The organism is Vibrio sp. MOR3 (assembly GCF_001557775.1).
Taxonomy (GTDB): Bacteria; Pseudomonadota; Gammaproteobacteria; order Enterobacterales; family Vibrionaceae; genus Vibrio; species Vibrio jasicida.
The window spans coordinates 578,969-596,833 of the sequence record NZ_LNRD01000001.1 but is presented as its reverse complement, the minus strand read 5'-3'; the positions used below and the strand labels follow the sequence as shown (position 1 = coordinate 596,833).

1 protein-coding gene is annotated in these 17,865 nt (G+C 48.9%); it reads right to left on the bottom strand.

Annotated elements, in window-relative coordinates; translation table 11 throughout:
• Positions 1–260 precede the first annotated feature (260 nt).
• Positions 261–17,807 (bottom strand): tandem-95 repeat protein, encoded by a 17,547-nt coding sequence (locus ATB76_RS02640; RefSeq protein WP_061034540.1) that lies wholly within the window; start codon positions 17,805–17,807, stop codon positions 261–263.
• Positions 17,808–17,865: the final 58 nt, after the last annotated feature.

Here is a 17,865-nt window from a genome sequence, read left to right as displayed (position 1 = left end):
CTTGGTTTGTATACTTTGTTGTCGATTCTTGATTTAGACCCACTAGACCTTTAAATCGCCGCCGCGTCTACAAACCAAGCCATTCTCGCTGAACCTAACATCTCGAGGTTACTTGGGTATAAACTAACTAAGAATACTTTTTTCAATTTCCAAGTTTTTTCTACAGCTCATAGAAAGAAATCCGACAAAAAAGCCATGCAAAGTAGACTCTGCATGGCTTTGGTTTGGGCAGCAATGACACTGCCCTCGTCTAGGACTGGTTACATTGAGCTTTGATCGAAATCGTTGCCTTGGTCAGTACCCGTTTGAGTATCCGAGTCGAAGCTGCCAGAGTCATCCGTGAAGTCAACACCTTGATCTTGGCCTCCCGCACTTGTCCAGTCGCTGCCGCCAGATTCCATACCCGCCATGTCTGGTTGCTGATCTTGAGCAGAACCTTGCATGGTGTATTGATCATCGACTTCAACTTCAACTGTGCCACTCGCACCTTCTACCGCGCTGCCCAATTCGTCGTAACCTTGGAATTGGATTTCGCTCGTACCTTCGTAACCTTCTGGTAGGTCAACCGATACTGGTTGGTTCAGGTTGCCACTTAATGTGAAGCTGCCATCGCCATTATCCAGTGCGTTGCTTACCGATGCGCCATCAGGTAGACCGGACATTTCTGCATAATCCACCGATTCGTTACCGCTGACCTCATCTGGAACCGAGATAGAAATGGTATCGCCTGGTGCTGCAGTCACATCAGCTGCGCTCTCCTCTTCACTGTCTGCACCGTTTGCTGCTTGCTCTTCAGGCTGTTGCGCTTCGCCAACTTGCTGCTCTGATGATGCTTGAGCAGTTTGAATTTGTGGCTCGTCACTTTGCCCTGAATCGTCCGCAACTTGGATGCTCAGATTCTGAGTCGATACTTCACCGTTATCGTTGACCTGAACATCCATAGCCAAATTGCCATCGAAGTCATCGTTCGGCCAGTATGTCCACTCTTCATCACCTGATTTCGCGAAGAAACCTGCATCGTTTGCATCGGCGACATCCAACACTTCTGCTGAAGGGCTAATGCCAAGCTCATCAATCAACTGTGCTTCCGTTAGTGTTAGTGAACCATCATCAGCGAGTGCGTAGCCTTCGCTGGTAGTAGTTTCACCTTCACCTTGGATGTCGACATTAAAGAAGCTCTCAATGCGGTTTTCACCGTCAGTTGCAATAAAGCCAACTTGAACATCTCCGGTGTAGCCTTCTGCTGGTGTGAATTGGTAGTTACCTTGGTTATCGGTCTCTATCACACCTTGACCTTCCATTAGGCTCACTGACTCAATGCTCAAGCTGTCGCCTTCTGCATCGCTCAAGGTCGATAGCATGTCATCATTGGTGAACGACAAGGTGCCATCCGCTGCCATTTCTGTGGTAGAAATGCTGTCGATTTCTGGAGAAGCATTCTCTTGTGGTGCGTCTTCTTTCACGACCACACCTGTTTGCTCATCATGAAGCACACCGTCTTTATCAATCACGTAAGCGATATCCGCTTCACCAGTAAAGCCTGGTGCTGGATTGAATGTCCATGTGCCATCACCGTTATCGACAATCTCACCTTGGCTGCGATCAGCTAGGTGAACGAATTTCACTTCATCACCCGCGTCAGCGTCTACGTTTTCTGCCAATCCGATTAGGTCATCAGCGGTTAGGATAACTGCTTCACCCGCTAGGGTTTCGAAGTCACCTGAATCGATACCATCTTCGAACTCTTCTGGCTCGTCACCATAATCCACCGTTGTTGCGGTCACGGTTACGAAAAACTCACCATTAAAGTCAGCCGGAGGCGTCATTTGCAGATCTGAGATATCCCACTCGTTCAAATCGATGTATTGACCCGGTTCCGTAATGGTAATGGTGTTCACACCATCCGTAACTTCGAAGCCAACAGGGAAACCAGTCATCACTAGGTTACTTAGCGTTTCTGAATCGTCGATTAGACCAACATTCAAGCCGAGGTGACCCGTTTCGTCCTCACCGAAGACTAACGGACCATCGTGGTCAGTTGTGATGACCGCACCATCCGCAACAGGACGAACAAACACTGGTACATCAAGTACTGTTTCAAACTCACCGTCACTCACCACAACTTGCAAGTCAGAAACCCCTGCAAAATCGCCAGTCGGTGTGAATGTCCAAGTACCGTCACCGTTGTCTGTTACCTCACCACCATCTTCACCTTCTGCGGTTATAATGCGTGATACGACTAGGTTTTCAGTGTCGATATCGCCGAACAAGTTCATCAGGTCGCCAGCGTCAAAGGTGAATGCGCCATCCTCGTCGGTTGCCATAAAGGCATTACCCACATTGAATGGAGCATCGTTGACTGGAATAACATCCACATTCAACGAGCCTTCAACCACTTCTTCACCATCCGTCGCGGTGTAGCCCAGTTCCACCAAACCATTGAAGTCTTGAGTGGTCACCAAGTGGTACATACCATCTGGTTGCTGGGTTAATGTCGCGTTTGCAGGCGCACGAACCGTGATGCTTTCTACGCTGATTTCGTCACCATCAAGATCCGTAACTTGATCAGCGATGTAAGCTGGGTCAATCACCATGACCACATCTTCTTCGCCTTGCATCTGGATGGTTGGCGCTTCTGGTGCATCGTTAACCGCTTCGACGTTTAGATTGCCTTCAACCGGCGTAACTAAATCACCATCGCTGACGCCGAACGACATTGGCACATCACCATTGAAGTTCTCAGCCGGACTGAATGACCAAGTGCCATCACCGTTGTCTAGCAAGTCACCGTATTGCTCATCAATCACTAGGTCGACAGCAGACAGTTCGTCGTAGGTGTTGTCGATGTCTGTCGCGTTAGCAAGCAACATGTCCTGCGTGATAAGAATGGTGGTATCTTCGGTGCCAGCAATATTCACTGGTGTTGATTGCGGCGCATCGTTAATTGGGTTCACCGTTAGGTCAACGCCCACTTCCACGCTCGCACCATCGTTATCAATCAAGTCGAAGCTTAGGTCGATATCGCCATTGAAGTTCGCATCAGGCGTAATCGTAAAGCTACCATCTTGGTTCTCAACAACGGTCGCATTGGCTACCGCGGTTAAGTTCACTGCTTCTAGATTATCGCTATCGACGTCACCCGCTTGAGCCAGTAACTGCTCTTGACTCAATGTGATTGAACCGTCTTCATCGACGCTGTAAGCCAAGTCGCCAGATACCGGAGCATCGTTGACTGGCAATACATCAATGTTCGCGTTGGTTGTCGCAGTTGCACCGTCTTCATCAGCGACTACTACGTCTAGGCTTACGCCACCGTTGAAGTTTTCATTTGGCGCGAAGCTGTAAGTGCCATCGTCATTCGCCGTTAGAATGCCGTCGCTACCACTGTAAGAGACGCTCTCTAGGCTCACGTCACCTTCCACATCGCTTGATTGCGCTAGCAGTTGCTCTTCCGTGAAGATAATGACTTCGTCTTCATTGACAGAGTAACTTGTCGCACCTGCGATTGGTGGATCGTTCACCTCAAGAACGGTAATACCCGCAGTGGTTGAGTCTGTCGCCCCCTCTTCATCGACAACTACAACGTCTAGGCTAACCTCACCATTGAAGTTCTCGTTTGGAGAGAAGGTGTACGTACCATCACCATTGTCTTGGAAGACGCCATCGTTGCCACTGTAAGTCACACTACTGATGTCTACGTCGCCTTCAATATCCGACGAATTAGCCAGTAGTTGCTCGTCACTAATGGTGATCGAGTTGTCTTCATGTACTGTGTAAGACGTGCTGCCCGCCACCGGTGGATCGTTCTCTGGCGTCACACTCACATCAATGTTGGCAGAGGTGGTATCCGTACCGTCTGATACATCGAACGTGAAGTTCACGTCGCCATTGAAGTTCTCATTCGGTGCGAAGCTGTACGTGCCATCGCCATTGTCGGTTAGGACACCATCGGCACCTGTGTAAGTCACACCTTCAACTGTTAGGTTGTCACCTTCTACATCCGTCGCGCCTGTTAACAAGTCAGCATCGGTAAAGGTAAGAAGACCGTCCTCACCCACGGTGAAAGCTTGATCTTGTGGCTCTGGCGCGTCATTGTCTGGTGTAACGGTTAGGTCAAGACCTGCCGCAACCACTTCTTCGCCATCCGTGACATCGTAACTAAACTCAATGTCACCGTAGAAGTTCTCGCTCGGAGTGATGGTGAAGCTGCCATCCTCGTTCATTTCAACCGTTGCATTTTCATCATTGGTGCTCAGGTTGATTGCGCTTAGGTCGTCACCATCGATATCAACAGCGTGCTCAAGTAACTGCTCTTGAGTTAGCGTAATGCTGTTGTCTTCGGCAGTAACTGCGCTGATATCACCAGTCACTTCTGGTGCATCATTGGTTGGCGAGATATGAATCGTCACATCTTGCGTTGCTGTCGCCGTGGTTCCGGTATCCACATCCGTAGACGTAGCGTTCACGATTAACGTCACATCGCCATTAAAGTCCGAAGAAGGGATAAACTCTAGTCCTTCTAGCTCGCCTGGTTGTAGTGACCAAGTGCCGTCCCCGTTATCAACACCAGCCGATAGTGCGCTGCCTTCTGGCACATCTTCAATCAAGATAGAGAGGTTTTCTGAACCATCGGTATCGGTTAACGCAGCATCGATATCAAGCGGCACTGGCGTATCTTCGGTACCGATGATTTGGTAATCCGCGTCCGCTACCGTGATTTCGATGTTGTCGATACCAAACGATTCATCCCAAACGTCTTGATTCAAGGTTGAACCGAAGCCAAGCTGCAATTCACCATCCTCGACAGGAACCGTCAGGTTGATTTGGTGAGCTTGGTCATTCCAACCACTGAAACCTTCGCCTTGTGAAGAGCCGTGGACAACTTCACCTACTTCGTTGCCGTTAGAGTCGTAAAGCGTTGTCGTACCATCTTGAGTAAGGAACGCTGAATTCTCCAAGGTGGTTAGCTGTTCGCCGCCGACAAAGATTTGGAACGACTCGCCATCCCAAGAATCGATTTCGTAGAAGCTAAACGAGATATTCACTTCGTTGACATCGCTTGGGATCTCGTAGATTTTGCTGACCGCTTCATCACCGCCAGTGCCACCAATACGACCCAGCATATCGCCCGTTTCGAAGCCTTGAGAGCTCTCAGTGTTCGCGTTCCAACCGTTCGAGCCAGACTCGAAGTTATCAGACGCAATCACCAAGTCTGAAGCAATCGACAGCTCTGGCATATCGACCACAGATTGAACATCGATGTTCGCTTCTGCTGGTACGGTTGCGGTGCCATCGTTGACATCAAACGTCACGTTCACGTTGCCATCGAAGTTTTCATTCGGTGCGAAGGTGTACGTGCCGTCACCGTTATCAACCAAAGTACCGCTGTCAGAAGCAACGTTTTCAACCGTTAGGTTATCACCATCGATATCACCTGCATTTTGCAGCAATTGCTCTTCGGTAAAGGTGAAGCTGGTGTCTTCTTGCGTAACAAACTGTGGCTGACCAACCGTTGGCAGGTCGTTCACTGGGTTCACGGTCAGATCGGCAGTCGCTTGAATGGTTGCATCGCCGTCCGTAATGTCGAAGCTCAGATCAATGTCGCCATTGAAGTCAGCATCTGGTGTGATAGTGAAGCTACCATCATCGTTCGCAACAACGGTCGCATTGCCGTCAACAGTCAAGTTCGATGCGGTTAGGTCATCACCATCCACGTCGCCGGCTTGAGCAAGAAGCTGCTCTTGGCTGAGAGTGACAGAACCATCTTCATCCACGCTGTAAGCCAAATCACCTGATACTGGAGCATCATTGACTGGAAGAACATCGATGTTTGCATTGGTTGCTACCGTTGCGCCATCTTCATCAGTGACAACCACATCAAGGCTGACATCACCGTTGAAGTTTTCGTTTGGTGCGAAGCTGAATGTACCGTCACCGTTATCGGTAAAGATACCGTCGGAACCGCTGTAGCTGACACTATCAATCGCGACGTCACCTTCAACATCCGAAGCATTCGCCAATAGCTGCTCAGAGCTGATGGTGATGACTTCGTCTTCGTTCACTGAGTAGCTGGTCGCGCCTGCGATTGGTGGATCGTTCACCTCAAGTACTGTAATACCTGCGGTAGTTGAATCCGTCGCACCGTCTTCATCAACCACGACAACATCTAGGCTGACTTCACCATTGAAGTTCTCGTTTGGCGAGAAGGTGTAAGTACCATCACCATTGTCTTGGAACACGCCATCTGTGCCGCTGTAGCTGACGCTGTCTACAGATACGTCACCTTCAATATCTGACGAGTTCGCTAGTAATTGCTCATCGCTGATGGTGATCGAGTTGTCTTCGTGTACGGTGTAAGATGTGCTACCTGCCACCGGTGGATCGTTCTCTGGCGTCACGCTTACATCGATATTTGCGGTCACGGTATCCGTGCCATCGGAAACATCGAAGGTAAAGTTCACGTCGCCATTGAAGTTCTCGTTTGGCGCGAAGCTGTAAGTGCCGTCACCATTGTCGGTTAGGACACCGTCAGCACCTGTGTAGCTCACACCTTCAACCGATAGGTCATCGCCATCGATATCTGTTGCGCCATCAAGCAGATCTTCATCAGTGAACAACAAGACGCCATCTTCACCAATGGTGAACGCTTGATCTTCTGGTTGTGGTAGGTCGTTAACTGGATTAACCGTTAGATCTGCCGTCGCGACCAAGGTGTCAGAACCATCACTGATATCAAACGTGATATCAATGTCACCATTGAAGTTCGCATCAGGCGTGATGGTGAAGCTGCCATCGTCGTTAGCAGTCACTGTCGCATTACCATCTACAAGCAAGTTTTCAGCAACAAGGCCATCGCCGTCCACATCGCTCGCTTGAGACAACAATTGCTCTTGGCTTAGCGTGATTGAGTTGTCTTCGTCGACACTGTAAGCCAAGTCACCCGATACTGGAGCATCATTGATTGGCAGAACATCAATGTTTGCCGTCGTCAAAGCGGTCGCACCATCTTCGTCCACGACCACAACATCAAGATTCACTTCACCATTGAAGTTTTGGTTTGGTGCAAAGCTGAACGTACCATCACCATTGTCGGTAAAGATACCTTCACTGCCACTGTAGCTCACGCTATCTAGTGCTACCTCACCTTCAATATCGGAGGAGTTCGCCAACAACTGTTCTGCACTGATGGTGATGATTTCATCTTCATCAATGGTGTAACTGGTTGTTCCTGCGATTGGTGGATCGTTCACCTCAAGAACGGTAATACCCGCTGTTGTTGTATCAACCGCGCCGTCCTCGTCAACCACGACAACATCTAGGCTAACATCGCCATTGAAGTTTTCGTTTGGTGAGAAGGTGTAAGTACCATCGCCATTAATTTCTAGCACACCGTCGTTACCGCTGTAGCTCACGCTGCTGATCGCAACATCACCTTCGATATCAGACGAATTAGCCAGGAGTTGCTCATCACTGATGGTGATCGAGTTGTCTTCATGCACTGTGTAAGACGTGCTGCCTGCCACTGGTGGATCGTTCTCTGGCGTGACTGTCACATCGATATTCGCGGTCACGGTATCCGTGCCATCAGAAACATCGAAGGTGAAGTTCACGTCGCCATTGAAGTTTTCGTTTGGAGCGAAGCTATACGTACCATCACCATTGTCGGTTAGGACACCGTCCGCGCCTATGTAAGTGACACCTTCAACCGATAGATTATCGCCATCGATATCCGTTGCGCCATCAAGCAGGTCCTCATCAGTGAACAGCAAGACGCCATCTTCGCCGATGGTGAACGCTTGATCTTCCGGCTGTGACAAGTCATTAACTGGGTTAACGGTTAGGTCCGCCGTTGCAACAATAGTGTCGCTGCCGTCGTTGATATCGAACGTGATATCAATGTCGCCATTGAAGTTCGCATCTGGCGTAATGGTAAAGCTACCATCATCATTTGCAGTTACCGTCGCATCGCCATCAACCACTAGGTTAGACGCAGTCAGCGCATCACCTTCCACATCCGATGCTTGAGCAAGAAGCTGCTCTTGGCTCAGTGTGATTGAATTGTCTTCGTCGACGCTGTACGCCAAGTTCCCCGATACTGGTGCATCATTGATTGGTAAGACATCGACCGTGAGGTAAGTATCGACCTCTGAGCCATCTTCATCACGAATGGTCACATCCAACTGCACTTGGCCGTTAAAGTTTTCATTCGGTGCAAAGCTACAAGTACCATCGCCGTTTACTGAGAAGATACCATCTGGACCGTCGTAGCTGATGCCTACTAGCTCAACATCGCCTTCAACATCCGAAGCATTCAGTAGCACTTGCGATTCACTAAACGTTAAAACTTGGTCTTCATCGATGGTGTACGCAGTTGGACCTGCGATTGGTGGGTCATTTACCTCAATCACAGTAATGCCAGCAGTGGTAGAGTCCGTTGCACCTTCTTCATCGATAACGACAACATCTAGGCTCATCTCGCCGCTGAAGTTCTCGTTTGGTGAGAAGGTATACGTACCATCACCGTTGATTTCTAACACACCGTCGTTGCCGCTATAACTGACGCTGTCGATCGCCACTTCACCTTCAATATCAGACGAGTTCGCTAATAGTTGTTCGTTGCTAATGGTGATCGAGTTGTCTTCATGCACTGTGTAAGCCGTGCTACCTGCAACTGGTGGGTCGTTCTCTGGCGTCACGCTCACATCGATATTTGCGGTCACAGTGTCCGTGCCATCGGAAACATCGAAAGTGAAGTTCACATCGCCATTGAAGTTCTCGTTTGGAGCGAAGCTATACGTGCCATCACCATTGTCAGTTAGGACACCGTCCGCGCCTGTGTAAGTGACGCCCTCAACAGATAGATCATCCCCTTCAATATCGGTAGCACCTGTTAGCAGGTCTGCATCGGTAAAGGTCAGTACACCATCTTCGCCAACAGTAAACGCTTGATCTTGTGGTTCTGGTGCATCATTGACAGGCGAAACCGTTAGCTCTAAGTTGGTTGAGACAACATCATCACCATCAGACACATCAAACGTAAAGGTAATATCACCATTAAAGTCCGCATCTGGCGTTAATGTGTAAGTACCGTCGCCATTATCCGTGATGGTGATGTTTTCGTCATCTGTTGCCAAATTCAGCGCTGTCAGTTGATCACCATCCTGATCACTAGCATTCGCAAGTAAATCTTCTTGCGAGATAAGGATAGAACCATCTTCTTCAACCAGTGCTGATACTGGCAATGCTTCTGGCGCATGTTCAATAACAGCGCCTGTGGCATTGATATAAATAGTTTGAGAAACCGTCTCAGCATCACCGTTAGACAACTCAGTGGCTGTAGCCGTTACGTTTACCTCTAGCTGTTGATTGAAGTCTTCTGGAAGCTGAATCTGTAACTCTTGATCAATAGCAGTGGTCGGCAGTGTTACAGAGCCATCAGGCCCAACCGTCACTTCGCCACTGTAGATCTGGCTATTTACTTCACCAACATCAATGGTGAAGTTGAAATCGGAATAATCAGCATCACCACCACCGTAAAGATCCTCAAAACCGTAGACCAACTCACCGTCTTCGTTCACAGTAGTTCGGGTATGTTCAATGCCATCTTGGTTGAGCTCAGAGCTCGAACCACCATGGAAGATCGCATCTCCAAACTGGCTTTGAATCACCGTTTCTGAACCGTCAACACCAACAAACACCAGTTGTGGGTCGACGGTATCCATATTGGCCGGCGAACCATCCGTTGCACGGAATTCATATTGACCATCTGGCAGAGCGTCGAAGTTATTGTGGGCATGACCATTTGGAATTAAGAACAGATTGAAGCTTTCCCCTTCCGAAATTTGGAAGCTAAATTGGTCTTGTCCCGGAACAAGGTCACCACCACCGCCAACTTGAGAAGCGTTTTCGTACACCACTTCAACTCCAGTGATATTGCCGTCTTCATCAACTTTGTAATAACCAGCCGCGTTTTGGTAACCCGCCGTCTCACCTTCAAACGTAACCGTGATTTCAGTATCGTTGAAACTGGTGATACCGTTATCTTGATCGTTAAGTACACCTTCGTTGTCGTAACTGATGACGGAGCCTTCTGGCACGCCATCAACGGTCACAGTCAGCGTTTCAGAAAGGTCTTGGTCTACGAGCGCAGCCGCAATATTCAGCTCAACAATGCCGCCTGGATCAACCAAAATAGCGTTATCATCGATCACAGCACCATCACCATCTGTAATGGCAAGATCAGGTGCATCCGCAACCGCTTCAATGTGGACATTGATGTCTTGTTCTACTTCATCCGTGCCGTCAGAAACCGTAAAGCTGAACTGTAAATCACCACTAAAGTGTTCTTCTGGAACAAAGCTAAACGTACCATCACCGTTGTCGGTGACCGTACCTTCATCACCTGAATAATTAATACTGGTAACGGTTAGGTCATCACCTTCAATATCGATAGCGCCATTGAGCAAGTCCCCCTGAGTAAACAGGATACTGCCATCTTCTTCGATGCTATACATGGCTGGTGCGACAATTGGGATATCGTTGACGGGATTAACCGTCAGCGTCATTTCGGTTGATGTGCTTAGCTCGCCGTCGTTCACTTCATAGGTAAACGCAATTTCACCGTTAAAGTTCTCAGATGGCGTCACGGTATAGGTACCGTCACCATTATCAACAATGCTTGCATTTGGATCGTTAGTCTCAAGCGCGGTCGCGTATAGATCATCACCGTCTTGGTCGCTTGCATTCTCAAGCAACATATCTTGTGTCACGAGGATAGAACCGTCCTCGTCCACATTTGCAATAGTTGGCGCTGCTTCTGGCGTGTCGTTGACAAATTCCACTTTCAAATCGATATTCGCCGCCACCACATCGGTGCCATCGCTCACATCAAACGTGAGGTCAACATTACCAAAGAACCCCTGCTCTGGCGTTAACGTGTAAGTGCCATCACCATTGTCTGTTACTTGAACCGTATCGCTCAAGCTCGTCACGTTCACAACAGATAAGTCATCGCCTTCGATGTCCGTCGCTTGAGCCAGCAACTCTGCTTCAGTAATCGTGATGGCTTCGCCGTCTTCTGTGGTGAAGGACAAATCAGGCACATCTGGCAGGTCGTTCACTGGGTTAACGGTGAGGTTTAGATCCGCAGCGACGGTTTCAATCGCGTCAGTTACGTCATAAGTAAATTCGATTTCACCAAAGAAGTTTTCGCTCGGTGTAATCGTGAAGCTACCATCAGCGTTCTCAACGATGGTTGCATTAGGATCGTTGGTCGACAGGTTCACCGCTTCAAGATTGTCACCATCCACGTCCGTCGCGTTCGCTAACAAGTCTTCTTGAGTGATGGTAATCGAGCCATCTTCGTCCACGACTGCATCAATAGGACCGCTGACTTCCGGTGCTTCATTGACGATCTCGACATCAATTGAGGCGGTACTTGGTGCACTTGCTTGACCATCACTGATATCGAAAGTCAGATTTACGTCACCATAGAAGTTCGCTGTCGGCTCGAAGGTAAAGGTGTTGTCGCCGTTGTCTGTCAACGTACCTTGTGACTGGTCAACAAGCAGTAGATTCTCGATATGCAGAATGTCGCCATCCACATCGGTCGCACCTGATAACAGGTCTTTTGCTTCGATGATGATGGTGCCGTTTTCTAGCATTTGAGTATGCAGCGGTGCACCAGGAACTGGCACATCGTTGACCGGAATAACGGTCAGATCTAGATGAGTATCGACTTCATCGGTGCCATCGAAGACTTTGTAATCGATGTCGACTTCACCATTGAAGTTTTCATTCGGCATAAAGGTGTAAGTGCCGTCGCCATTGTCGACAAGCTCACCGTTATCACCGCTGTAAGAGATATCAGAGATAGACAGCGCATCGCCTTCCACATCACTTGCATTGGCAAGCAGATCGTCCGCGCTAAACGTAATGCCCACATCCTCATCTGTCGACAACACAATCGGACTAGAAACGATTGGCGCATCGTTTACTGCTTCGAAGTTGATGTTGATGATGTTGTCGTCAGTGAGTTCACCATCTGTAACTTGGTAACCAAGCTCAATCTCACCGTAAAAGTTCTCAGCAGGTGTGACTGTCCATGTACCATCGCCGTTGTCGGTTAACGTCGCGTGCTCCGCATTATCCCCCACCAGCTCTAGGTTTTGAATATCAAGAACATCGCTATCGATATCACTCGCTTGTGCTAGAAGCTGTTCTTCTGTGATAACCACAGAGGCAAACTGCGTAGAACCTTCGGTATCGATGGTCACATTTGGCAGATCAGCAGTCAGTTCGATTTCACTGTCACCTTCACGGATATTCAGTTCGACCGTTTCAGTGATTTCCGTGCCGTCCATACCAATAGATGTAAATACTGCTTCATCATGACAAGTTTGCGAAACCGTCATGTTTTGAACCACATAAGTACCGTTACCTTGAATCGTTCCTAACTCAAAGTAAGACACTGGCTCGTTCACCGTTAGAGTGTAATCCGTCTCATAGCTACCACGATCTTCTTTGTGGTAAGTCATTGAGTCGATCAAGTCACCCTCAGAGTTGAATGCTCGAATTTCGACTTCTGTAAAGTGGCGAGACTCTTCCATAAACCAGCCGCCTAGACCATCTAGATGGAAGCTGATTTCGTTGATGTCTTGACCTTCAACGGTCACAGTTAGTTTTTCATCACCACTCAAGCCTTGGCGGTCGGTATCGCCAATACCATGCCCAATGTGTGTGTTACCATTCCACGCACCAAGAGGGTCGTCGTTACTCTGAACGGTAACCGTCAAATCACCATCAGTGAATTGACGCGTATAAGGGTCAACTTCATCCCCCCAATCATCCACACTCGCGTTGTCATCAAACGTACCGATTTGTGTCGTATGTGTACCGTTGGCTAATGCCTCATCGTCTGGGATAAAGCGCACTTCCGTATCCGCAGGAACCTCCTGCCCGACTTCTAGCTGTACCCATTCGTCATTTAGATTCGCTTCAATGATGCCGTTTTCAGGGGCTTGGTCGAGACGTAACGCAGGCTCTTCACGCAGAGAAACACCCACGGTTTGGTCTTCTTCCGCTTGAATAAAGATTTCGTCGCCCGCTTCTGGCGCATCGTTGACAGGGTTAACGGTCAGATCCAGCGTGGTCAGAACATCATTTTCGCCATCGCTGATGTTGTAAGTGAAGTCCAACTCACCATTAAAGTTTTCGGTGTGCGTAATGGTGAAAGAACCATCGTCGTTGGCTACGATCGTCGCATCTGGATCATTGGTTTGCAGGTTGCTGGCAACAAGGTCATCACCTTCAATGTCTGTCGCATTCGCAAGCAACTGTTCTTGCGTGATGGTGATGGAGTTATCTTCATCCACCTCCGCTTGAATGCCTGACGTTTCTGGTGCATCGTTCACCGCGATAACGTCGATGCCTGCGGTTGTTGTATCCGTTGCGCCATCTTGGTCGATGACCGTAACGTCGAGCGAAATGTTACCGTCAAAGTTCTCATTTGGCGTGAAGGTATATGTGCCGTCGCCATTGTCCACGAAGCTACCGTCGTTACCAGAGTAGCTAACATTCGCCAAGGCTACGTCGCCTTCCACATCAGAAGAGTTGGCTAACAACTGCTCGTCACTAATGGTGATTTGACCGTCTTCTTGAACCGTGTAAGACGTAGAACCTGCCACCGGCGGATCGTTCACTGGTGTCACGCTGACATCAATGAATGCTGGTGTTGAACCTGTGCCGTCAGACACATCGAATGTGAACTGAACATCACCGTTGAAGTTCTCATTCGGCGCAAAGCTGTAAGTGCCATCGCCATTATCGGTAAGCACGCCATCCGCACCTGTGTAGAGAACGTTTTCGATAGACAGATCATCGCCATCAATATCCGATGCGCCTTCCAATAGGTCTGCATCCGTGAACAGCAAGGTGCCATCTTCTTCTACCGTGAACTGTTGATCTTGCGCTTGTGGCAAGTCATTCACAGGATTAACCGTAATATCCAGACCAACTTGTACCGAGCCACCATCGTTATCAATGATATCGAAGGTCAGGTCTAGATCGCCGTTGTAGTTTTCATCCGGTGTGATGGTGTAACTTCCATCATCGTTGTATTGAATCGTCGCGTTGTCATCTGTCGATAGATTGATGGCTTCAAGGTTCTCGCTATCAATATCGCCCGCTTTGGCAAGCAACTGCTCTTGGCTTAGCGTAATTGAGCTGTCTTCGTTGATGGTGTAAGCCAAATCACCCGAGACTGGTGGATCGTTGATTGGTAAGACATCGACATTGATGTGCGTATCAACGGTTGCCCCATTCTCATCTTGAATGGTCACATCCAACTGAACTTGATCATTGAAGTTCTCGTTTGGCGCAAAGCTACAAGTACCATCGCCATTGACGGTAAAGATACCATCCGAGCCTTCATAGCTGATGCCAACAAGCTCTACATCACCCTCGATATCAGATGCGTTGGCAAGAATTTGTGACTCACTGAATGTCAGTACTGAATCTTCATCAATCGTGTAAGACGTTGGACCGGCAACTGGAGGATCATTCACTTCAATGACCGTAATGCCTGCGGCCGTTTCGTCAATCGCACCTTGCTCATCCGCCACAATCACATCAAGGCTGATATCACCGCTGAAGTTCTCATTCGGCATGAAGGTGTAAGTGCCGTCACCGTTGTCTTGGAATACGCCATCCGTGCCTGAATAGGTCACGCTATCGATAGACACTGCGCCTTCCACATCCGAAGAGTTAGCCAGAAGCTGCTCGTCGGAAATGGTAATCGCATTATCTTCATCAACCGTGTAAGACGTAGAACCCGCAACCGGAGGATCGTTCACTGGAGTGACGCTCACGTCCACATTTGCTGGTACGGTCTCAGTGCCGTCAGAAACACCAAAGCTAAAGCTGACGTCGCCGTTGAAGTTTTCATTTGGTGCAAAGGTGTAAGTACCATCACCGTGGTCAGTCAACACACCATCGCTGCCTGTGTAGCTAATGCCATCAACCGTTAAGTTATCGCCATCGATATCGGTCGCGCCAGCAAGCAAGTCTGCATCGGTAAACTGCAGCGTGCCGTCTTCTTCAACGCTGAACTGCTGGTCTTGAGGGACAGGAAGATCGTTAACCGGATTAACCGTTAGATCCGCCGTTGCTTGGATAGTGTCTGTGCCATCTGTAATGTTGAATTGGATATCAATGTCACCATTAAAGTCCGCATCTGGTGTAATCGTGAAGCTGCCATCGTCGTTCGCTGTGACGGTTGCATTTCCATCTACAGTCAAATCGCTAGCAGTCAGGTCATCGCCCTCAATATCAGACGCTTGAGAAAGAAGCTGCTCTTGGCTGAGTGTAATCGCGCCGTCTTCATCAACGCTGTAAGCCAAATCACCCGATACTGGCACATCATTGATTGGCAATACATTCACATTGATGACGGTATCAACTTCAGCTCCATCTTCATCTCGAATGGTCACATCAAGTTGAACTTGCCCGTTAAAGTTCTCGTTTGGCGCGAAGCTGCACGTGCCATCATCGTTAACGCTGAAAATGCCATCCGGACCATCGTAACTAATGCCAACAAGCTCTACATCGCCTTCCACATCCGAGGCATTCAACAGCACTTGCGACTCACTAAACGTCAGAACTGAATCTTCATCAATGGTGTAAGAAGTTGGTCCAGCGACTGGTGGATCGTTCACTTCCAGCACCGTAATGCCAGCAGTGGTGGCATCCGTTACGCCTTCTTCATCAGCGACGACAACATCAAGCGTCACTTCACCATTAAAGTTTTCATTTGGAGAGAAGGTGTACGTACCGTCACCATTGATTTGCAACACACCATCGCTGCCAGAGTAGCTCACGCTATCAATCGAGACATCCCCTTCTAAATCCGAAGAGTTTGCCAACAGCTGCGCGTCAGAAATGGTAATAGAGTTGTCCTCGTGAACCGTGTAAGACGTTGAGCCAGCCACCGGAGGATCATTCACCGGCGTGACGCTCACATCTATATTTGCTGAAACCGTATCTGTGCCATCAGATACGTCGAAGCTGAAGTTCACATCACCGTTGAAGTTCTCATTTGGCGCAAAGCTATATGTGCCATCGCCATTGTCAGTTAGAACGCCGTCGGTTCCTTCGTAGCTGATTCCCGTTACAGAAAGGTTATCGCCTTCAATATCGGTAGCGCCAGTAAGCAGGTCAGCGTCCGTAAAGATCAGCGTGCCGTCCTCTTCCACACTGAATTGTTGGTCTTGAGGAACAGGCAGATCGTTGATTGGATTAACGGTTAGGTCAACGGTTGCTTGAACGGTATTCGTGCCATCTGAGATATCAAAGCTAATGTCGATATCACCATTGAAATCTGCGTCTGGCGTTATAGTGAAGCTGCCATCGTCATTTTGAGTCACCGTCGCGTTGCTATCTACCGAAAGATTAGATGCCGTCAGTGCATCGCCTTCCACATCAGAAGCTTGCGACAACAACTGTTCTTGGCTCAAACGAATCGAGCCATCTTCGTCCACCGAGTAAGCAAGATTGCCAGACACTGGCGCATCATCGACTGGCGTAACACTGACATCAATGTTGGCAGAAACCGTATCCGTACCGTCGGACACATCAAAGCTGAAGTTTACGTCACCATTGAAGTTTTCATTTGGTGCAAAAGTGTAAGTCCCGTTACCGTTGTCGGTCAGGATGCCGTCGCCACCATCGTAACTCACGCCTTCAACGGTGAGGTTATCGCCTTCAATATCGGTAGCGCCAGCAAGCAAATTTGCATCGGTGAAGATCAGCGTGCCGTCTTCTTCCACCTCAAAGGTTTTATCTTCAGGCACTGGTGCGTCATTGATTGGACGAACAGTTAAATCGATAGAACTTGAAACGGTTTCTTGACCATCACTGATATCAAACGTTAAGTCGAGCTCACCATTGAAATCAGCGTCCGGAACCACAGTGAACGTACCGTCACCATTATCTTGAACCGATGCATTCGCCCCGACTTGGACGTTAGACGCAACAAGGTCGTCGCCATCAACATCACTTGCGTATTCGAGTAATTGTTCTTGAGTGAAGGTAATGGTGCCGTCTTCATCCATGATGTAAGCCAGATCTTGTTCTACCTCTGGCGCATCGTTTTCACCTTCGACTTTAATTTGGAACGTTTCGCTCGTGGTTTCAGAGTCGAAATCATCTTCTACTTGCGTCGTGGTCTCTTCACTGGTGTCTTGAACGTCCACCGCAAAAGTTTCTTCTGTGGTTTCTGAATCTAGGTTATCACCACCTTGTGAACCTTCAGAATCGGATGAAGAAGCACTTGGCGCAGCCGAAGTTTGTACAGCTTGTCCTTGTGCTTCATTGCCTTCTGCGTCCGAACCACCTTCAGAGCCAGAGGCATCACCGCCACCAACAGCTTGTGCACCCGCACCTGAAGCTGCACCGCCGCTGCCCGCCGCTTCTTCACCAGACCCACCGTCTGATGCCACGCTGTCTACCACGTTCGATTGAGCGGCATCCGAACCACCGCTACTCTCTGGCGCGTCTTCTTGTACCGCACCACCGGACGCCGAGGCTTCTTCCTCTGCTCCGGCACCACTTGGGTTGTCTTCCATCGCCTGATTGGCTTCGTCTGCTGCATCGGTATTTTCAGCACCCGTCGCTACGGTCGAAGCAATCGTATTCTGTTGGTTTTGTTGATTCTGCTGCTGGGAGGGCGTACCCGCGTCATTGGTTTCCGTTTGTTCTACCGCGTCGTTTAGGTCTTTGTTTTGGTTATTTTGATTGTTGTCACCTGCCATTACAGCCTCCGTTGCCATTAGCTAACTGATCGTGTTTAGAGGCAGTAAAGGACACCAT

Coding starts and splice junctions, on each gene's coding strand:
- ATB76_RS02640 (WP_061034540.1), bottom strand. CDS start 17,807: ATGGCAGGTGACAACAATCAAAATAACCAAAACAAAGACCTAAACGAC.